19 protein-coding genes are annotated in these 19,216 nt (G+C 64.6%); 8 read left to right on the forward strand and 11 right to left on the reverse strand.

Going from position 1 to position 19,216, the window contains the following annotated elements; all coding sequences use genetic code 11:
* The first annotated feature begins 61 nt into the window (after positions 1–61).
* Entirely contained in the window at positions 62–1,018 is a 957-nt protein-coding gene (locus VKT51_12640) for a CPBP family intramembrane glutamic endopeptidase (GenBank protein ID HLJ85013.1), read from the forward strand.
* Positions 1,019–1,350: 332 nt separating this feature from the next.
* Here VKT51_12640 and VKT51_12645 read toward each other — a convergent pair whose 3' ends face one another.
* From VKT51_12645 to VKT51_12665, 5 genes are all read right to left on the reverse strand, one after another.
* Positions 1,351–2,658, reverse strand: coding sequence for a glycosyltransferase family A protein (locus VKT51_12645; GenBank protein HLJ85014.1), 1,308 nt, complete (start codon positions 2,656–2,658; stop codon positions 1,351–1,353).
* Complete coding sequence (locus VKT51_12650; protein ID HLJ85015.1) at positions 2,561–3,034, reverse strand: hypothetical protein; 474 nt, start codon at positions 3,032–3,034, stop codon at positions 2,561–2,563. Before VKT51_12650 ends, VKT51_12645 begins: the two co-directional genes overlap by 98 nt.
* A gap of 122 nt (positions 3,035–3,156) precedes the next feature.
* On the reverse strand, positions 3,157–3,465 hold the full coding sequence (locus tag VKT51_12655) for a peroxiredoxin (GenBank protein ID HLJ85016.1): 309 nt from the start codon (positions 3,463–3,465) through the stop codon (positions 3,157–3,159).
* Between the two features lie 3 nt (positions 3,466–3,468).
* Positions 3,469–3,603 carry a hypothetical protein gene (locus VKT51_12660; GenBank protein HLJ85017.1) on the reverse strand — a complete coding sequence of 45 codons (135 nt, stop codon included), beginning with the start codon at positions 3,601–3,603 and terminating at the stop codon, positions 3,469–3,471.
* A 19-nt stretch (positions 3,604–3,622) separates the two neighbouring features.
* Entirely contained in the window at positions 3,623–3,949 is a 327-nt protein-coding gene (locus VKT51_12665; protein ID HLJ85018.1) for a hypothetical protein, read from the reverse strand.
* Positions 3,950–4,015: 66 nt separating this feature from the next.
* Here VKT51_12665 and VKT51_12670 point away from each other — a divergent pair, with 66 nt between their 5' ends.
* The 5 genes from VKT51_12670 to VKT51_12690 are packed head-to-tail and all read left to right on the forward strand — an operon-like array spanning position 4,016 to position 13,333.
* Positions 4,016–5,473 carry an FAD-linked oxidase C-terminal domain-containing protein gene (locus VKT51_12670; protein HLJ85019.1) on the forward strand — a complete coding sequence of 486 codons (1,458 nt, stop codon included), beginning with the start codon at positions 4,016–4,018 and terminating at the stop codon, positions 5,471–5,473.
* Positions 5,474–5,529: 56 nt separating this feature from the next.
* Entirely contained in the window at positions 5,530–6,807 is a 1,278-nt protein-coding gene (locus tag VKT51_12675) for an FAD-binding oxidoreductase (protein ID HLJ85020.1), read from the forward strand.
* Positions 6,807–8,129, forward strand: a complete 1,323-nt coding sequence (locus VKT51_12680) for a heterodisulfide reductase-related iron-sulfur binding cluster (protein ID HLJ85021.1) — start codon at positions 6,807–6,809, stop codon at positions 8,127–8,129. The genes VKT51_12675 and VKT51_12680 overlap by 1 nt, the downstream gene beginning before the upstream one ends.
* 42 nt (positions 8,130–8,171) lie before the next feature.
* Positions 8,172–10,757 (forward strand): diguanylate cyclase, encoded by a 2,586-nt coding sequence (locus tag VKT51_12685; protein HLJ85022.1) that lies wholly within the window; start codon positions 8,172–8,174, stop codon positions 10,755–10,757.
* Between the two features lie 20 nt (positions 10,758–10,777).
* A complete protein-coding gene (locus VKT51_12690) occupies positions 10,778–13,333 on the forward strand; it encodes a diguanylate cyclase (GenBank protein ID HLJ85023.1) in 2,556 nt (851 codons plus the stop codon).
* A 249-nt stretch (positions 13,334–13,582) separates the two neighbouring features.
* Here the strand turns inward: VKT51_12690 and VKT51_12695 are convergent, their stop codons facing one another.
* On the reverse strand, positions 13,583–13,933 hold the full coding sequence (locus tag VKT51_12695) for a hypothetical protein (protein ID HLJ85024.1): 351 nt from the start codon (positions 13,931–13,933) through the stop codon (positions 13,583–13,585).
* Positions 13,934–14,059: 126 nt separating this feature from the next.
* On the reverse strand, positions 14,060–14,431 hold the full coding sequence (locus VKT51_12700) for a carboxypeptidase-like regulatory domain-containing protein (protein HLJ85025.1): 372 nt from the start codon (positions 14,429–14,431) through the stop codon (positions 14,060–14,062).
* A 95-nt stretch (positions 14,432–14,526) separates the two neighbouring features.
* Between VKT51_12700 and VKT51_12705 the strand changes: the two genes are divergently transcribed.
* Both VKT51_12705 and VKT51_12710 read left to right on the forward strand, forming a co-directional pair.
* Entirely contained in the window at positions 14,527–15,165 is a 639-nt protein-coding gene (locus VKT51_12705; GenBank protein ID HLJ85026.1) for a MarC family protein, read from the forward strand.
* A gap of 9 nt (positions 15,166–15,174) precedes the next feature.
* Positions 15,175–15,606 carry a hypothetical protein gene (locus tag VKT51_12710; protein ID HLJ85027.1) on the forward strand — a complete coding sequence of 144 codons (432 nt, stop codon included), beginning with the start codon at positions 15,175–15,177 and terminating at the stop codon, positions 15,604–15,606.
* Here VKT51_12710 and VKT51_12715 read toward each other — a convergent pair.
* The 4 genes from VKT51_12715 to VKT51_12730 are packed head-to-tail and all read right to left on the reverse strand — an operon-like array spanning position 15,501 to position 19,197.
* Positions 15,501–16,274 (reverse strand): CoA-transferase, encoded by a 774-nt coding sequence (locus VKT51_12715; GenBank protein HLJ85028.1) that lies wholly within the window; start codon positions 16,272–16,274, stop codon positions 15,501–15,503. The genes VKT51_12710 and VKT51_12715 overlap by 106 nt on opposite strands.
* The gene (locus tag VKT51_12720; GenBank protein HLJ85029.1) at positions 16,271–17,197 is read right to left on the reverse strand and encodes a CoA-transferase; all 927 of its coding nucleotides are present in this window, start codon (positions 17,195–17,197) and stop codon (positions 16,271–16,273) included. The genes VKT51_12715 and VKT51_12720 overlap by 4 nt, the downstream gene beginning before the upstream one ends.
* A 53-nt stretch (positions 17,198–17,250) precedes the next feature.
* Entirely contained in the window at positions 17,251–18,063 is an 813-nt protein-coding gene (locus tag VKT51_12725) for an enoyl-CoA hydratase/isomerase family protein (protein HLJ85030.1), read from the reverse strand.
* Between the two features lie 21 nt (positions 18,064–18,084).
* On the reverse strand, positions 18,085–19,197 hold the full coding sequence (locus tag VKT51_12730; GenBank protein ID HLJ85031.1) for a Phenylacetic acid catabolic protein: 1,113 nt from the start codon (positions 19,195–19,197) through the stop codon (positions 18,085–18,087).
* Positions 19,198–19,216 lie beyond the last annotated feature (19 nt).

The following is a 19,216-nucleotide window of genomic DNA, read 5'->3' on the forward strand; positions in this document are numbered from 1 at the left end:
CCCCACTCATCCCGCGTGTTTGCGGCGCAGGAACGTGACACAACGCGGAAAACGGGCGATCGTGACGAGAGTTAGCGATCAGCGTGGCCCGCGGCCCTCAGCGGAGAACGGAATTCTTCCGCCGGTCGTGCGAGCGCTTGTGTTCGTGCTCGTCTGGCCCGGCGTCGCTTTTGCGAGCAGCGCCGGCGCGATTCAGCTTTTCTGCCCCGGCGGAGCTCGATCGGCTTGTTCGGGTGCTGCGTATAACTATGCAGCCGTCGCCGGCGAGTGCCTCGCAACGGTGATTCTCGCTTTCGGTTTCCGGCGCTTCTTGGATCGCAGGCCCGCGGATTCGCTGGGGCTTTCGCTCGGCGTGAACTCGTTGCGGCTCTTCGCGCTGGGCGCTGCGTTCGGCGCCGGCATGCAAACGCTGGCCTTCGTGCTTGAATACGTAACGGGCTCGGTGCACGTCGCTGCGATCGCGCCGATCCGGACCGACCTCACCTCGTGGGCCGCGATCCTCCCTCTGCTCGCGATCGCCGCTCTCGCCGAGGAATTGCCGCTGCGCGGTTACCTGTTTCAGAACTTACGCGTCGTCTGGGGCAACGCGTTCGCCATTGCCGGAACGTCCTTGCTTTTCGCGCTGCTGCATGTGACGAATCCAGGTGCGCACCAAGACTTCGCGCTGACGATCATCGGCGTTGCTCTCGCCGGTGCGTGGTTTTGCGCGGCGGTCATCTGGACGCGCTCGCTCTGGCTCGCGCTTGGTGCACATATCTCGTGGAATCTATTCGAGGGATCGGTATTCGGCCTTCCCGTCAGCGGGCTCACCCTCGGCAACGGCTCCGCGATCACGTCGGCGGTCGGTGGCCCGACATGGTTCACCGGAGGATCATTCGGCCCCGAAGCCGGCGTCAGTTCGCTTGTGGCGCTATCCGTCGGCGCCGTCGCGCTCTACGTTCTCCACCGCCGCGGGGCTCTCTCGTTCGCCTCGGCATCATCGGTCGATGTCTTCGCCGGGGACGCGGCGGGCGACTAACGCTCGGCACGCCCCGCGAGGACGCTCCATCGCTCGCATCCAGCTCGCTCAGTCGCTCGGTTCACTTCGTCGCTCTCGCCATCCGTGGCTCCGCTCCTCGTTCAACGCCTCGCTCGGGCGTGCCGAGCGTTCGTCATCGCACCGAGCGCGTCTGCGGCGTCACCGGGTTGCCGAATGCCGGTGCATTTCAGGCGGAGAAATCCGCCGAAAGCGAGCGAAGGAGCGTCCTCGCGGGGCATGCTGCGCGGCCGTTGTGGGCGCGTCCACGGCGCGGCCGATGTGAGCGTCGCTGGTAGACTTCGGCCGGTGACGCTTCGAGGATGGGGGACCATTCAGAAAATGACGCGGTCTTTCCATACCTGACCGCGGCCGGTCAGATCGCGCCACGCCGCGGCGAGCATGACGCCGGCGATGAACGCGCCGGCGATCGGCGCCCCTAAAGCGGTCAGCGGATTCGCGCCGATCGAGCGGTCTCGAAGCGTTCGCGTGACGACGCAGCCGGCTGCTGACGCCGCGCAATACATCGCGAGTTTGCTTTCCAGCGGCCGCAGGCGCCGGGTGAGCCGGGTGAGGCCGAGTAGCGCGAGCGCGGGCAGCGGCACGACGAGCGTCGCCATTTGCGCAACAGCGAAGAGGCTCGCGGCGATCGGATTTCTTCGTACGCCTTCGTAGACGTTCTTGCGCCATCCGAGCCACATCTCTCGCGTGCCTTGATACATGCGGACGCGAATCAGATCGTGACCGTCGAACAGACGGATCCGATAGCCGAATGCCTTGAAGCGCTCTGCAAGTGCGCGGTCTTCTGCGATCTCACCTCTGACGGCGGCGTGTCCGCCGACCGCGAAATACGCGCTGCGACGAACGAGCAGAAACCCGCCCCAGACGAGTCCGACGGGCGAACGAGCGTCGTGGATCAGGGAGAGCGGATGCGCCGACATGATGACCGTCGCCATCGTCGGCATGACGACCCTTTCCAGAAACGTGTTGCATTCGAGCGTCGCGGTAAGCGAGCACACGTCGGCACCGTATGCTTCGGCAGCGGCGATCGCGACGTCGATCGTTCCGCGCGCCATACGCATGTCCGCGTCGCTGAACAAAAACCACGGTCCGCGAGCGACACGAGCCGCTCGCTCGCACGCTGAAGTCTTTCCGACCCAGCCGTCCGGCGGCGCGCCTTCGATGACGCGCACGCGCGCGTCGGACAGTGCGGCTTCGTACGCTATCGAGAGCGTCTCATCGGTCGAATCGTCATCGGAGATGATGATCTCGCCGACGATCTCGCCTTGCGCGCCGATATCGTCAAGCCAACCTCGAATGTTGCGCGCTTCGTTGCGCATGGGCCCGATGACCGAGACTCGGCGACCGTCATCGACCGGAACCCCGGCATCGGCACGGGGCCGCGCGCGGCGTCCCTCGCGCGCATCGAGTGCAGCGAAGACCGCCGCGATGCCGACGAGAACGGCAGCCGCCCACTGGACGGCACACAGCAGAACGAGGCCGGGGGCCTCGCTCTGGCGTTGTGTCGCTAGGGGATCGGACGTATCAGAAACCGTTGTCCGAATCGTCGGAATGGGATTCCTCTTCTTCCTCTTCTTCTTCTTCGTATCCGTCGTCGAACTCGTCCTCGTCTTCGAACTCATCCGTTTCTATCGTGACGTCGATTTCATCGAAGAGCGGCTTCGGCGCTGGTGTTGATACGGCGCCGCGAGGCTTTGCAGCCGGTTTCGCGGCGACGGGTTTCGGTGCAGGCGGCGTCTTCTCGGGCGCGCTCTTGTGCGGCGCCGCGGCTTTCTTGGCGGCTGCTTTCTTCGGCGCTGCTTTCTTTGCAGCCGCCTTCTTGGTGGCCGGTGCTTTGCGCGACGTCGAACGCTTCCGCGCGGCCGCTTTGCGGACCGTTCGCTTGGCTGTTTTCGATTTGGCGCGGGCCGGCGCGCGGCGAGCAGACTTACTCGACGGGGCGCGTTTTGCGCCCTTCTTGGCCGAAGCCGATTTCTTGGCGCGTCTCTTGATGGCCATGTTCGAAGCCTCCGGATGTGGTGCGGATCGATGTCGTCAGCTGCGCGCCATCAGCCCGCGCTGCGCTGCGTGCGCGCCGTTTGTCTTGAAGCACAGCAGTCTCCTGCCGCCGATTTACCGCGTTAGAGCGTCTTTACGAACGATAGCACGTTGTCGGCGTGGCCGAGCGGCATCACGTTTTCGTAGACGCGCTGAACGATGCCGAGTTTGTCAACCACGATGGTCGTGCGCGTTGCATGCCCCTTGGCCGAAACCGGAATGCCGAGCTGCGCGCAGATCGCACCGCCGGGATCGGCGATCAACGGCACTTCGAGCGCGTGACGACCAGCGAACGCAAGGTGAGAGGCCGCGTCATCGGTGGAGATTCCGGCCGTTACGGCGCCGGCAGCCGCGAAGTCGGCGGACCGCCGACTGAAGTCTTTCGCTTCCAGCGTTCAGCCCGCGGTGTTATCCTTAGGATAGGCCCAGATGACGAGGGCTTTCGACGCTCGATATGCGTCGAGATCCATCTGACCGTTCTGTGTCTCGCAGTGGATGTGCGGCAGGACGGCGCCGACAGCAATGGGCATGTGCCACCTCGCCTCGCGATCAGGGGACGATCGGCCGCACCGCAAATGGCGCGCCGACCGCAGGTTCGGTCGTGGACTTGCCGTCCACGCCGGTGAACGTGGCAAGCATCCGGCATGTGCCGACGTGCTCGCGTCTGACGTGCACTTGGCCTTCGTACAGGGCGCCCCCGCTTCGGGCAAAGACCGTGGTGGGATACGAGCCGTCCACAGCGCCGTCCGGGGCAAGGCCCACTTCGACCTCGCCCGTCCAAGGCTTGGCGAAGAATATGGCGACGGTGAGCACATCGCCCGGATTGTAGACATCCTTGGTAGGCGAAAGACGCACTTCGCGAAGAGCGATCTCCATGACGGCCGCTTGTGTTCGCCTCCACACCGGGATGCCCTTGTGCTGGAAGCGAATCCGAAGAGACCTATGGATGCAAGGCTGCGCGAGCGGCTGACGGCGATCGTCGGCGAACGAAACGCTCTTTGGACGCCGGGTGACTTGCGCTCGTACGGCTACGACGCCTCGATTGAACGCGCGCTCCCCGAAATGGTTGTCCTTCCACGGGATGCGGCACAAACCGCATCGATCGTCGTCGCCTGTCGTGAAGCCAAGGTGCCGTTCGTCGCGCGCGGTGCGGGTACGGGACTTTCAGGCGGCGCCATCGCCGAGCGCGGCGGTATCGTGATCGCCACCGTACATCTTGATCGAATTCTGGAAATCGACGAGCGCAATCTCTTTGCAGTGGTCGAGCCTGGTGTTGTGAACTCGGTCCTGTGCGCGGCCGTCGCCGGCCGCGGCTTGCGCTACGTTCCCGATCCGTCAAGCATGGCGGCGTGCACGATCGGCGGCAATGTCGCCGAAAATTCCGGCGGGCTTCATTGCCTCGCGTACGGTGTGACCGCGAATCACATCTTGGGTATCGAACTCGTCACGCCCGAAGGGGACGTCGTCTGGCTCGGCGGCAAGACGCGCGAGAACTACGGCTACGATCTTCTGGGCGCATTCGTCGGCTCCGAAGGCACGTGCGGCATCGCGACAAAGATATGCGTCCGGCTTTGTCCGCTGCCCGCCGGATCAAAGACGATGTTGTGCGTCTTCGACGACATCGATGGAGCATCGCAAGCCGTATCGGACGTCATCTCGTCGGGCATCGTGCCGGCGGCACTCGAGATGATGGACAAGACCGCGACCGGAGCGATCGAAGAATTCGCGCATGCCGGTTTTCCGATCGATGCGGCGGCCATACTGATCGTCGAAGCGGATGGACCGGATGACGTCGCAGACGAGATCACCGCCGCCGTTCGAGCCGTCTGCGAGCGCAACGGCGCGCGCGAGGTGCGGATCGCTCGCGATGCCGCGGAAGCCGCCCGCATCTGGAAGGGCCGCAAGGCGGCTTTCGGGGCGATGGGGCGCTTGAGCGCAAACTACTATGTGCAGGACGGCGTGATACCGCGCAGCCGTTTGCCGCAAGTGCTGCGCGACGTCGAGGCGGCGGGCGCACGGGCCGGACTGCGCATCGCGAACGTTTTCCACGCAGGCGACGGCAATCTCCATCCTTTGATTCTTTTCGACGATAGGATTTCGGGCGAGCTGGACGGCGCGCTGCGGGCCGGCGCCGAGATCCTGGAGGCGTGCGTGCGCAACGGCGGCAGCATCACAGGCGAGCACGGCGTCGGGCTTGAGAAGCGAGACTGCATGCCGCTGCAGTTCAGTCCGGATGACCTGGCGCTGATGCGACGCGTGCGAGACACGTTCGATCCTGATGGGCTGTGCAATCCGGGCAAGGTCTTCCCGACTTCGCGGCGTTGCGGCGAATCATCGCGGCGCGTCGACCGGGGCGAAGTCGACCCGGCTGGCGCGCGCGCGGCAGGTGTCGCGTTTTGACGCGGCGTCCGAAGGGCATCGGGCCGGTCCCATTCGATTCTTCATTGCGTGAAGCGGTGAAAGATCGGCTCACGGTCCATCCCGATGATTGCGCGGCGTTTGCGATCGCCGGCCGCGTTCCGACCGTGGTCGCTTCTCCGAAGTCGTTCGAGCAAGCCGCCGCCGCGCTCCAGGCTTGCGCACGAGAAGGCGCACGAGTCGTCATCCGCGGCCAGGGTACGAAGTCTGCGCAGCCCCCGGCCCCTGCTGCGCTCGACGTCGTCGTCGACGTCTCATCGGTCGCAAAGTCGATCTACATTCGTGCCGACGACCTGACTGCAGTCGCCTCGAGCAGCGTTCGAATCGCCGATCTGCGTGCGGCGCTCACCGCTAAGGAGCGATTCTTCCCGTGCGACGTGCCGTTCGCGGCCGATGCGACGGTTGGCGGCGCGCTCGCCGCCGGATCGAACGGCGCGCTTGCCGCGCGATTCGGCGGCTTGCGCGACAACATTCTCGGCATGCGTGTCGCGTTGTCGGATGGATCGCGCGCGTTCGCCGGGTCTCATGTCGTCAAGAGCGTTGCGGGATTCGACTCCCACAAGCTCTTCATCGGATCGCGCGGCACGCTCGGCTTCATCGGAGAGGCGGTCCTCAAGCTTGCCCCGATCCCGCCCGATGAACGCGCGCTCGTCGCGCGCTTCGCGGACCCGCAAAACGCTTGCGCGGCGGCGCTCGACGTCGCAGCCGCGCCTGTGTTTCCGTATGCGGTCACGCTGCACTGCCCGCGCTCGGCGCAACGCATCGCGGCTTTGACGGCTCTGACACGGCCCGATGAGTGGCTGGCGGTCTACCGCTTTGGCGGACTCCGCCGCGCGGTCGGTCGTGCCGTCGAAACAGTTCGGCAGACGTGCGCCCAGCACGGTTGCTCGGCGACGGATGTGCTCGACCGCGGCGGCGTGGAGCGCGCGTGGGTAGACATTGCCGAGCTGGCGGGCGGGCGGATGTATCCGGCGACCGGATGGTGCGCTTATCGCATCGCTTGCCTGCCCTCTGAAGTCCCATCGGTGCTCGCGGCAGCGGCAGCCGCGTGGCCTGCGCTTGAGATCAGCGCACATCCGACTATGGGAGTGGTCTTCGCGCACGTGCCCGCCGATGTCGCGGTCGATGCGCCCGGTCTTTGGCGTTCGGTCGGCGCCGCGGCCGGAAGCGCGATCTGCACGTCGGCTCCGCCCGGCCGCACGGACTTCGCGATGCCGCCGCGCAGTTACGCGCCGTATGCGCTTTTCCGCCGGCTCAAGAGTGAATTCGACGCTTCCGGCACCCTCGACCCAGGGCGCATGCTCGGCGCAGTCTGATGGAGATCGTCGAGAGCGCAGCGCACGCAGCCGGCTCCGAGCGCCCGACGCTTGCCGAGCTCGACGTATGTACGCGCTGCGGCATGTGCGAACAAGCATGTCCGACCTATCGGCTGCTCGGCGTGGAGGCCGACTCGCCGCGCGGGCGCATTTTCATGATGAAGGACGTCGCCGAGGGACGCGCGACCGTCGATGCATTCTTGGCCGAACATCTCTACGCGTGCCTCGGATGCCGCGCGTGCGAAACTGCGTGCCCGTCCGGCGTGAATTTTGGACATCTGCTCGAGCTCGGCCGAGCGCAGGTCGAAGCCGGCGCACCGCCGGTACCCGGACGCACGGGCTGGCGATTCTTCCGCGATTTCCTCACACGGCGGCTTCTGCCGAATCGCGCACTCACGGCGGCGATCCTCGCGCCGGCTCGGTTCATCTCGCGCCATAGATCCGCGCGCAGATTTCTGCTCGCGCTTCCGTTACCGGCGCGCATGCGGACGATGATCGCGATGCTGCCGGACGCGCCGGTCCGTGGAGGCGCCCTTCCGGCCACGATACCAGCCGCCGGCGAACGCCGCGCGCGCGTCGGTCTGTTCCTTGGCTGTGTGATGAACGAACTCTATCCGCACGTGCACGCTGCGACCGTGCGCGTGCTTCGGCGCCAAGGTTTTGAAATCGCCGTGCCGCCGAACCAGTGGTGTTGCGGGGCGCTCAACGTGCACGCCGGCGAGCGCACGCGCGCGAAATCGATGGCGCGCTCGGTGATCGACGCGTTCGATGCTGCTGCGGTTGAAATGATCGTCACCAACAGCGCCGGCTGCGGCGCCATGCTCAAAGAATATGGCGAGCTGCTTTGCGATGATCCCGAATACGCTGAACGGGCACGGCGTTTTTCGACGATCGTGCGAGACGTCACGGAAGTACTGCGGCCTCTTTCGCCGGGCGACGGTGCGGTGCCGGGCGGGTCGCGCGCGACGTATCAAGATGCTTGTCACCTCGCGCATGCCCAGAAGATCCGCGAACAGCCGCGCGCGCTCTTGCGAAGCATCGGACGCGTCGAATTCACAGAAATGGCCGATTCCGACCGCTGCTGCGGAGCAGCCGGACTGCACGCGCTTACCCACCCGGAGATCGCTGCCCAACTCGCCGATGAAAAAATCGACAATGCCGTAGCCGCGGGCGCTGACACCATCGTCGTATGCAATCCCGGCTGCGACATGCACTTGCGAGCGGCAATCGAGCGGCGCGGGCTCGCCTTGACGGTCCGCCACCTGTTGGAATTGGTCGATGAGGCATACGCCGGCGCCGCCGGGGCGCCGATAACCCGTTAAGAACGACCAGCGTCAAAACGACAGTTCCAACGGAATCAGCTCATGGAGAATAGTCCCCGCGCCGGGGGCACCGCCTCGCTGCTCGACCGGGCGGAGCTGCTCGCGCTCGCCACCAAGCTCGGATACGCGGAATTCTTCCGCGCGCTGTGCGATGCGTTGCGCGCCCGGTTCGAGGCCGAATACGTCGGCGTCGCGGTCGCCGACGACGGCGAGATCACGCGCTTTCGGATGATCCACGAATCCGGCGGACCTGCGAACGGCACGGTCGCGCCGGTCAGCTCCGGGCTCTTTGCGCGCGCATGCGATGCACCGACGGATCTTGTGATCACGGCTGATTCGATCGATGCCGGACGCCTGCCGTTTCCCGGCGGATCGATGGCGCTCGCTCCGCTCGGCGCGACGGGCCGGCGTTTCGGCGTACTGGCGATCGCGAGCCGCTTGCCGGACGCGTTCGGCGGCGCGGCGGACGACATCGCGGCGGCCGCCGACATCACGGCATTGGTCGCTGGAGCGCTCGTCGCCGCCGGCGAGGCGCAAGATCGTGCGGAGGAACTCGCGCTGCTCCTCGACGCGACTCGCGCGCTCTCGACCGAGCGCGATCTTCCGAAACTCTTCGCGCAGTTCCACGAGCTCGTCGGGGGTGTGATGGATGCGCGCACGTTCCTCATCGCGCTCGGCGCGCCCGACGGCGAACGGATCGAATATCCATACGCTGTGAGCGACGGCAACCCGATCGTCATACCGACTTCTCCGCGCAGCGACACGCTGTGCGGCCACGTCTTCTCGCGAGGCCGGCCGCTGCTGATGCGCACGCTCGAGGACTTCGCAGGCTATCCCGCATCCGCAGCGGGCGAGGGCGACGACGTCCGGTCGGCCGTCTACGTGCCGATGCGGATCAACGACCGGACGATCGGCGTGATCTCGGTGCAGAGCGAACACGACGCCGCATTCACCGAACGAGATCTCGAATTGCTGGTCGCGATCGCGGAACAAGGTGCGATCGCCGTCGAAAATTCTCAATATCTCCAGCGCGCGGAGCAGCGCGCTCGCGAGCTGAAGCTGCTCTCGGAAGTCTCGCGTGCTCTTTCCGCTCAGCTCTCTCTTCGCACGCTCTGTCAGACGGTGTGCCGCGAGGTGCGCCGCGTGATGGATGCGCCGATCTTCCTCGTCAGCCTGCTCGCGGGCGATCGCGACACCATGCACATCGAATTCATCGCTGAAGGCGATGAGGAGATCGAGCTCGCCGATTACCCGCTCGCCGGCACGCTCGCTGAAAAGGTCATCACCTCAAACGAGGCGATCGTCTTGCAGAACCGCGCGGAGCTCACCATTGGGCCGAGCCACATCCTCAAGACCGGCGGTCCGACCGTCCGCTCTCTTGCGATGGCGCCGCTCCGATTGGCCGATCGCTGCATCGGAATATTGACCGCGCAATCATACGCGGAAGGTGCATATAAAGATTCGGATGTCCGTCTGCTCAACGCGATCGCAGAGCAGATGGCGCTCGCCGTGCAGAACGCACAGATGTTCCGCGAGGCGCAGAATCGCGCCGACCGCGATCCCCTCACGAATCTCTACCACCACCGCTATCTCAAGACGCGCCTCGACGAAGAGATCGAGCGGGCGCGCGCCGACGAAAGCGAAGTCGCCGTGCTCATGCTCGACCTCGACGACTTCAAGCTCGTCAACGACACCCACGGGCACCCGGCTGGCGACGAAGCGCTGCGCGTCCTCACCGGCGTTCTCCACGCGACATGCCGAAGCGCGGACATCGTGGGCCGCTACGGCGGGGACGAATTCCTCGTGATCCTGCCCGCCACGGGCGCCGATCGAGCGCACGTCATCGGCGCGCGTATCCGCGACGCCGTGAGCAGCCGTCGCCTACGGCTTCCGAGCGGTGCCGCGGTGCCGCTGCGCGCATCCATCGGCATCGCGACCTACCCCGCCGACGGCGCGAGCGCATCGGATCTGATCCAACGCGCCGATGCTGCGCTCTATCACAGCAAGCGACACGGCCGGCCGGTCCCCGCACTGCAGCGGATCGGCACGACCGAATTGCGGCTCGAGGGCAACTTCTCTCCCGTCGCTGAGCTGCTCGCCGCGCTCCTGACGCGCGATCCGGACTCTCGTATCCGGCTCGAGAACGCGAATCGCCTCGCGAAAGACGTGGCCGCCGCATTTGCGCTTTCGGTTCCAGACGCCGAGGGGCTGTTGCTCGCGAGCGTCCTGCGCGATGTGGGCAAGATCGCGATCCCCGAGCACGTCCTGAGAAAGCCGGGGCCGCTCACGCCCGCCGAATACGAACTGGTCAAGCGCCACGCGACGATCGGCGCCATGCTCGTCGAAAATATTCCGGCGTTTGAAGCGGTGGCTCTCGCCATCCGGCACCATCACGAGCGCTTCGACGGCAGCGGCTACCCTGACGGACTTGCGGGCAGTTCCATACCGCTTCTCGCCAAACTGCTGGCGCTGCTGGACGCTTTCTTGGCGATGACCTGTGACCGTCCTCACATGCCTCGCGTCACGGCGGCCGAAGCTGCGGTTGCCGTGCGCCGCGCTGCGGGCACGCAATTCGATCCGGATCTCGTCGAGCGATTCCTCGGAGTCGCGACCGTGGGGCGCCGTTGAGACACCGATAACTCAACCTAGTGGATACAAACGCCGCCCGTGTCACCCCGTACTATTCGTCCCTGCTCGCGCTGGCGGTCGAGCAGCCGCGTTCGGATTTCTTTCCTGCGCTGAAAGCTGCGCTCGCCGAGCGCATGCCGGTCGATATCTTCGAGCTGACAGCCGTTGACGCGGACGGCGCCCGCCAAGTCATATATCGCCATACTCCCCTTCGCGATGCCGCGGTGGACGAATCGCTCGTCGCGGCCGCTCTAAAAAGCGGCGTCGCGCAGGTGTTTTCGCCTGACCGCCGGGCGCACGGGCATCTCCATGTCGCCGCTTCAAGCCCAGCGTCGTACGTCGTCGCGCCGCTTCGAACCGAATCGGGCATCCGCGGTTACTTGACCGTCGGCGCTCACGTCCAGCAGCCATTCGACCGACTTGGAATCGATGACATCATCGCCGCGGCAGATGTGGCTTCGCTCGTTCTCAATGCGGTGACCTCATCCGAAGCGGCGTCGGCACGCGACGAGGAGCTTCGCGTGCTACTCGACACCGCGCGCGCGCTTTCGTCCGAGCGCGACCTCAAGCGCTTGTTCGAACGTGTCCACGGTCTGGTCGGCGGCATCATGGACGCTTCAACGTTTTTTATCGCGTTGGCGGAATGGGAAAAGTCGACGGTCTCTATTCCGTACTGCGTTGACGGCGGCAAGGTCGTCGAAGCAGGCGAATATCCCATTGACGGCTCGGCGTCTGGTTCGGCACTGCGTCTAGGGCGGCCGCTCATCCTACGCACGGCCGATGACTGGCAGAGCATGCCGTCCGTGCTCTGGGGCGACGGGGATCCGGTGGAAGCCGCGCTCTTCGCGCCGTTGCGGATCGGCGATCGCTTGATCGGCGTCATCTCGGTGCAGAGCGCGATGCAGGACGCGTATAGCGACCGAGACCTCACTCTCCTCGTTGCGATCGCAGAACAGGCCGCGATCGCCGTCGAGCATTCGTATCAGCTCATGCACGCCGAACAGCAGACCCGGGAGCTCACCTTGCTGGCCGAGGTCTCGCGCGCGCTCTCCACACAGCTCAGCCTGCGATCGCTGTATCAGACGGTCTGCCGCGAAGTCCGGCGGGCGATGGACGCGACGGTTTTCTTCGTCGGATTGATCTCATCCGATGGCGTCATGCTGTCTATGGAATATTGCGTGCAGGGCGACGTGGAATTCAGCGTGGATCCCGTGCCGCTTGCGCAATCCATCGCGTTCCGCGTGGTCAGCGCGAGCGCGCCGCTCGTGCTTCAGACGCAGCCCGAGATCTATGCCGCTCCGTTCCGCCGCCTCCACTACGACGGGAAATTCGTCCATTCGATCGCGATGGCGCCGCTGCGTCTCGGCAACCGCTGCTTGGGTGTCCTGTCGGCACAGTCGTACCGCGAGCGAGCATACGATGAAACCGCCGTGCGACTCTTGTCGGCGATCGCGGAACAGATGGCGCTCGCGATACAAAATGCGCAGCTGTTCACCGAAGCGCAAAACCGCGCCGATCGCGACCCATTGACCGGCATCTACCACCATCGCTATCTCAAGACGCGGCTGGATGAAGAGATAAAACGCGCGGAGCGAGCCGGAACCAATCTCTGCGTGCTGATGCTCGACATCGATCGCTTCAAGCTCGTCAACGACAACTATGGCCATCCCGCCGGCGATGAGGCGCTTCGCACCCTCACATCCGTGCTCGTCGCGACGTGCCGTGCGTCGGATATCGTCGGCCGCTACGGCGGCGACGAGTTCCTCATCATTCTCCCCGATGGCGATGAGGCACAGGCGCTGCGCGCCGCGCAGCGCATCCGCGAAGGGCTGAACTCCCGGGTGCTGCAGCTGCGCGGGATGAGCATCCCGCTGACCGCGTCTATCGGCGTCGCCGAATATCCGCGCGACGGGTTACGTGGCAGCGATCTCATCGCGCGTGCGGATGCCGCGCTCTATCAGAGCAAACGTGCCGGCGTGCCGATCGGCAGCGGAAGTGCCGTTTCGCGCAGGACCGTCCATCTGCAGGGCGACTTTGCGCCGGTCCATGAGCTTCTCGAAGCGCTTCTCGCTCGCGACCCGTCGACGCGCGCGCATCTCGAACAGGTGAACCACCTTGCCGCGCTATTCGCCGCGAAGGCCGCACTGTCGTCCGCGCAGACGCAAGCTCTGCTTCGCGCGAGCGTCCTGCACGACGTCGGCAAGATCGCGATTCCGGATCACGTGCTCTGCAAGCCGACGAGCCTCACCCCAGAAGAGCGGCAGCTCGTGCGCCGTCATCCGGAGATCGGGGCCATGCTGCTCGAACATATCCCCGGTTTTGCAGATGTCGCGCAAGCAGTGCTTCACCACCACGAGCGCTACGATGGGCGCGGCTATCCGCGCGGACTCGCCGGCGAAGAGATACCCGCGCTCTCGCGCGCCGTCAGTATCATCGATGCGTTCTCAGCCATGACGGATGACCGGCCGTATCACAAAGGGATGGACAAGCAAGCCGCGCTTGCCGAACTGAGAAAACATGCCGGGCAACAATTCGATCCGGTGATGGTGGACCTGTTCGCATCGTTGGTTTCCTGATTTCTTGATCTGCCGTGGACGCGGCGAACCGACTGCCGCGCGGCATGCCCCGCGAGGACGTTTCTTCGCTCGCATCCGGCTCGCTTCGTCACTCGGTTCACTCGTCGCTCTCGCCATCCATGGCTTCGCTCCTCGCTCAACGCCTCGCTTGGGCATGCCGCGCGGCCGTAGTCGACGCGACTTCGACCGAGCAAAAATAAGAAGGGCCGACTAGCGTCGGCCCCTTCAGAAACGATCTTGCCGATCAGCTCAGTCGGATTCAATGATCCCGTCGCATGAGATGCCGAGCTGGGTCAGCGATACTTGGAAAAAGCGCCGCGTGAGATCGAGCGCTGCAACGCGCATGCGTTCGAATGCTGCGACGTCGCCAGGCGCGTGCAATTCGCCTTCGACCACCAATTCGAAGTACTCTCGTACGCTTTGAACGGCCGCAGTCACCGGACGTTGGTCTGCATCCCACGAACTGACGTCGGACGGCAGGCGCAGTGCCGGCGGCGGAGCGGGGGCGGCGTATGAGAACGCGTAGTCGAGCCGCGCTAAATTGAAGCGATCGGCGGCTTGATTGTATGTGTCAACGAGCGTCTGCAACTGGATCTCCATCTGACATATCTCCGTGAATTCTACCCATATTCGTTATCGGTCAAGCGAGCAGCCGACGTCTCTATCCCGTGCCGCGAAGCGCCTGGAAAGTGATATGAAGCACGCGGTTGGCGGCTCCGCGCTTTGTTATATGGCATTCAGATGAACATTCTGGGTAGTGGTGCCGTTCGGCACGATAAGCAGCTGGCCGCTCCACTGACCGTAGCCATCGCGCGACACAGTGAGTTGCGCGGCGCCTGCGGCGACTTTATCGATTTCGAAATAGCCGTCAGATCCCGAAGTTGTTGCGGACTGCGTTCCATCGCTTGAGACTATGGAGACGGCGGCGCCGGCGATCGGCCCGCTCTGCGATGTGACGACGCCGGTCACCGTACCCGAAGCGGTATTTGGCCCGGGCTCCGTCTTGCCGCCGCAACCGTTTAACGTCAACAGCGCCGCTACAAGCATGCACGCGGCTGCGCCAAACGCGCGGTAACGGCTATCTCGTAAACTGATCACATGCCATCTCCCCTGTGGAACGCTTAACGTTACAATCGGCCGATTCGGCGCACCGAGGCACAAGAGGCCCGCCTCGCAAAGACTAGCGCGTGGACATGCACTTCGCTGTCGAGGCGCTGGCTACAGCGTTCACGATCATCGACCCGTTCGGCATGGCACCGCTTGCCTTGTCGATGACGTCCACCATGCCGCCGGATGTCAGGCCGAGGGTCATCAACCGCGCGGTCTTGGTCGCGGGCTGCATCATCGTCTTCATGGCGGCCGTGGGTCGCCAGCTTCTCGGTTACCTCGGCATCACGCTGCCGGCGTTTTCAATCGCCGGCGGCATATTGCTCTTGCTCGTCTCGATCGATATGCTCTTCGCGCGTCCCCCCGCGGTGAAAAAATCACCCGACGATGACCGCGATATCCGGGAGCACGAGAACGTCGCCGTTTTTCCGCTCGCGATTCCGATGATCTCGGGTCCGGGAACGATCGCGACCGTGCTGCTCCTCGTCGGGCTTGCGAACGGCGACCCGAAACGCCTGGCGATCGTGTATGGAGCCTACGGACTGGCGCTCTTGGTGACGTGGGGCTGCATGCGCGGCGCCGACAAGCTGCTGCGTTTTGCGGGCCGCACCGGCATCCAAGTGGTCACGCGCGTTCTCGGCATCATCCTGTCGGCGCTCGCCGTGCAATTCATGATCAACGGCCTCCTCCAGTCCCCGCTCTTCCATGCCGTCAGGCCTGCCTGAGGTGACCGCGTGATCAACCCGATCTTCGTCCATTTCGTGGTCGCACTCATCGTCATCGCTGCGCTGATCGTCGCCGTGATCACGCCGCTCGGCAGGCGCGTTGCGATGTGGTCTCTTGCGTTGCAGCTGCTCGTCGGACTCTGGCTGATATTTCTGGGCTTTCGCGTGAGCCCATGGCATCCGGCGCTCTGGTTGCTCGCTGCGCTCTTCACGCAGGCTGCGATTTTCGCCGGTAAACGGGAGCGCAAAGCGGGCGCTTTGATCCTCACGCTGCTCGCGCTTGCGAGCGCAGCCGGCGCATTCTATGTCGGGTTGGTCGACCAACCCGCGGATTATTATCTCCGGCGCCCCGTCCAGAAGCCCTCGGGATCGCAATCGCGAACGATTCTCAACTCCTCTGCCGTCGGCGAGATGGTGGTCGAGCACGCCGATCCGATCTGAAGGTCCCAACCCGTCTGCGCGACGACATCCTCCACGGCGAAACCATCGTGCACGGAGGCTAGATACGCCTCACACGTCGCGCTGTCGAAACGAAGCGTCGCACGATCGGTGATGATGGCGCTCGGTCCGCCGCGCGGCAGTCCGACGCTCGCGCGCCAGCCCGGCCCGTCGCCAAAGCCTGGCGACGTCACGTATCCCACGCGACTCGGAAGCCGGCGGGGTGCGTGGTCGATCACGACGACGAATCGTTTGGCGAGCGATGCGATATCGGCGGCACCTCCGCTGCCGGGCAGTTTGACATCGGGATGCTTCGGATCGCCGATGTACGACGTGTTGATGTTGCCGAAGCGGTCTACTTCCGCGCCGCCGAGGAAACCGAGATCGACGTCGCCGCGCTGCAAGAGGCCCATCACCGTCGTCATCCGGCAGCACATGCGCGCGCCCTCGATGTTCGGCGGATCTCCCATCGTGTGCAGCATCGCGCTCGACGGCGTTTCGCGGATGATGCCGTTCTCGAACAAGCCGACGGCGCGCGGCGCGTGCGTGCGTTTCGCGAGCGCGAAAGCGAGCAGCGGTAACCGCATGCCGACGAAGACCACTTCGCCGTCGTGGATCTCCCGCGACGCCGCGGCGATCATCACTTCAGCCGGCGTGGGCGCGAGCGTCACGATGCGCTGTAATTCACGGGCGCGGCCGCGCGTGTCTGTTTGACCGAGAGACCGTCGACCCGCGCCGCACCGAGCTGCGTCAGATAGGAAGCGCGATCGGCGACGCCGTCGATCCATCGCGCGCGCCATCCTTCGAACCCCTCGCGCGAACGGGTCGCGCTGGAGTACTCGAGAAAGAAATCGTGGTCGCGCTGCCAGCAGCCTTGGACTGGCGACGGATGCGCTCCGCCGCGTTCGTGCACCACGGCTGAGATCTTGATCGGCGGCGCGAGCACTCGGTTTGGATCGCTCTCGATCACGGACTGCGCAACGATCTCTTCTGCGACGGCGATGACGCTGCGCGCGGCGAGCGACGCCTCCTCCATCACGCCGAGATTGCCCCACGCGTGACAGCCGCCGAATTCATCTGCCCGCTGCACGTGGACGATCGCGACGTCCGGCGTCAGCGCCGGCACGAACACGAGCGGCTCGTCGGCGAGCGGCGACCGTCCTACAACAAGATGCGAGCCGTCTGCGCGCGCTGCGATGTCGCTCCCCAAGAGCGTGCGCGTGGGGATGAACGGCGCGCCGATCGCACCGCCGAGCAGCGCGAGCGCGATGCTGAAGTTCGAATGATCGGCGATCTCGATCACGCGCGGTACGCCGGATTCAGCGGCTCGGCGATAACAATGCCCGAGTCCCGCACTGACGTTGCCCGCCCAGGCGGCGGCAACACGAGCGACGCAGCCCGCTCCGATCAGTTGATCGAACAGGATGTCTGAGATCGGCCCGATCAGCGTCAGGTCGCGGCGGCGCTGCCGGACGATCTCGTGACCGGCGGCGAACGGGATGAGCGCTTCGAGTCCGAGCCCGAGCGCGACCGACGACCCATCGGGGACAAATCGTCCGATCGCATCGTGCATCGTCATCAATTTGGACTGCATGATATCGGAAGGGCCGGCGTTACGCCGGCCCGCATCCAAGGGCGATCACCGATCTATTCGGCGCTGAACTTCGCCATGCGCTTTTCAACGTACGCGTTGAGGCCTTCTTTCGCGTCCTTGCTCTGGAAGAGCAACTGCTGCAGTTCGCGTTCGATCGCGAGCGCCTCCGAGAACGGCACCTCCGCTCCGGACTGGACGGACCGCTTGATGTTGCCGACTGCTTTCGCGGCTTTGTTCGGCGTGCAGAACTGCTTGGCGTACGTCAGCACGTCGTTCATGAACGATGCTCCATCGCCGTCGTAGATCTCGTTGACGATGCCCATCTCTTGCGCTTCTTCGAACGAGAACGTGCGGCCGGTGACCATGAGCTCGATGGCTTTTGCCTTGCCGACCATGCGCGCGAGGCGCTGCGTTCCGCCGGTTCCGGGCAGCACGCCCAGCGCCACTTCCGGCAGGCCGATCTTGCCGGCGCTGCGCCGCGCGACGCGGATGTCGCAGGCCATCGCGATCTCGAGGCCGCCGCCGACCGTATGCCCGTTGAGCGCGGCGATGACGAGTTTCGGTGTCTGCTCGAATCGAGTCAGCGTCTCGTTGGCATGCAGGCAGAAATAGTATTTGAACGTGGGATCCACCGTCTGCAGCATCCCGATGTTCGCGCCTGCGCAGAAGAACTTCTCACCCGAGCCGGTGAGCACGATGACTTGGACGTCTTTGTCGAAACGCGCTTTCAGGATCGCGTCGTCCAACTGACGCATCATCTCGTGCGTGTACGTGTTCGCCGGCGGGTCCACGAGCGTGATGACGGCGACGTGGCCGGCTTCGACGCGGTACTCGACGAGGGTCTTGGTCTCAACAGCGGTTGCCATGGATTCTCCTTTAGATGCGGCTCAGGCCGCTTTTGGTGCGACCCAGTCGTCGCGCTTGCAATACTCCATCACGAGCTTCTCGTCTTCCTCGGTTGGGAGCGTCTCGCGCAGGTGTTCGAGGTACTGATCGCTGTCGAGCACGCGGCCGTCGACCGAATAGTGCTTGCCCGCGTATTCGCCGATCTGGCGGTTGAAGCGGATGTCGGGCGCGTAGAGCTTCTCATCGCCCGGAATGATCGTGTTGATCTGGTCGATGATCTTCTTGCATTCCTCGTAGTAAAGCTCGCGCGCGTAGACGTTGAGGCGCTCCTTATCCGGCTCGCCCATCTCTTTGTCTTCGAGCGGCCGCCCTTTGATGCCCCAGATGTAGGCCCAAACCGCGCTCGACGAGTGGTCGTTGCCGAACAGATCGAGCGAACCGGAGAACCACTTGTTGTGGTATTTCTGTTGGAGCCAGACCGGGATGACGTTTGCTTTGGCGACTCGCCGCAGCCCGGTGACGCCGGTGCCCAGATGGAACGACTCTTCGCGCAACATGGGTCCCATGCTGCGTGAGAGCGGCGCAAAGCCGGAGTGCGAAAGCATCTGCAGCTGGTATTTGCCGTCGCGATCCATGTAGTTCTGATAGGCGTACAGGTCCAGCCAGCTCTTCACCGTGTTGTTGAAAGCGTTGAGCAGGCGCGTGCCCTGGTCGGCGCGCCGCGAGAGCATCTTTTCCGCCTCGATGCGTCCGTCGTTGCCGAAGTGGTTCACGAGCAAGTGGCACATCTGGTATCCGTGGCGCGTCTCTTCGATGAAGACGCGGCAGATCGAATAGAGGTCGTACTCCGACGGCGCGTTCCCCAGCAGCAGCTTCTGCTGTTCGTTCGAAGCGAACTCGGTGTCGCCTTGATAGATGATCATGTTGAGCACCGCATCGCGCATGCGCTGGTCGGGAATCTCGAGCACTTTCTCCCACTTGCGCTGACCGGCAAACTCGCCGAACTGGATCTCGTCGGACTTCAGATCGCCGTACTTGGCTTCGAGTTCGTATCCGCCGAGCACGCGTTTGAAGATCTCGGGATCCACGTCGATCCCTTTCTGCCACTCGCGCATGACCTCGACCCAATCGTCGAACGTCTTGATGCGTGCCATCGCTTGGAGCCTCCGCCGT

Source organism: Candidatus Eremiobacteraceae bacterium (assembly GCA_035295225.1).
Lineage (GTDB): Bacteria > Vulcanimicrobiota > Vulcanimicrobiia > Eremiobacterales > Eremiobacteraceae > JABCYQ01.

Bases quoted from the DNA above. Each gene is read 5' to 3' on its own strand.
- VKT51_12685 (HLJ85022.1), top strand. From the start codon at position 8,172: ATGGAGAATAGTCCCCGCGCCGGGGGCACCGCCTCGCTGCTCGACCGG.
- VKT51_12665 (HLJ85018.1), bottom strand. From the start codon at position 3,949: ATGGAGATCGCTCTTCGCGAAGTGCGTCTTTCGCCTACCAAGGATGTC.
- VKT51_12645 (HLJ85014.1), bottom strand. From the start codon at position 2,658: ATGAGTTCGAAGACGAGGACGAGTTCGACGACGGATACGAAGAAGAAG.
- VKT51_12660 (HLJ85017.1), bottom strand. From the start codon at position 3,603: ATGCCCATTGCTGTCGGCGCCGTCCTGCCGCACATCCACTGCGAGACA.
- VKT51_12725 (HLJ85030.1), bottom strand. From the start codon at position 18,063: ATGGCAACCGCTGTTGAGACCAAGACCCTCGTCGAGTACCGCGTCGAA.
- VKT51_12670 (HLJ85019.1), top strand. From the start codon at position 4,016: ATGGATGCAAGGCTGCGCGAGCGGCTGACGGCGATCGTCGGCGAACGA.
- VKT51_12650 (HLJ85015.1), bottom strand. From the start codon at position 3,034: ATGGCCATCAAGAGACGCGCCAAGAAATCGGCTTCGGCCAAGAAGGGC.
- VKT51_12680 (HLJ85021.1), top strand. From the start codon at position 6,807: ATGGAGATCGTCGAGAGCGCAGCGCACGCAGCCGGCTCCGAGCGCCCG.
- VKT51_12720 (HLJ85029.1), bottom strand. From the start codon at position 17,197: ATGCAGTCCAAATTGATGACGATGCACGATGCGATCGGACGATTTGTC.
- VKT51_12705 (HLJ85026.1), top strand. From the start codon at position 14,527: ATGCACTTCGCTGTCGAGGCGCTGGCTACAGCGTTCACGATCATCGAC.
- VKT51_12695 (HLJ85024.1), bottom strand. From the start codon at position 13,933: ATGGAGATCCAGTTGCAGACGCTCGTTGACACATACAATCAAGCCGCC.
- VKT51_12730 (HLJ85031.1), bottom strand. From the start codon at position 19,197: ATGGCACGCATCAAGACGTTCGACGATTGGGTCGAGGTCATGCGCGAG.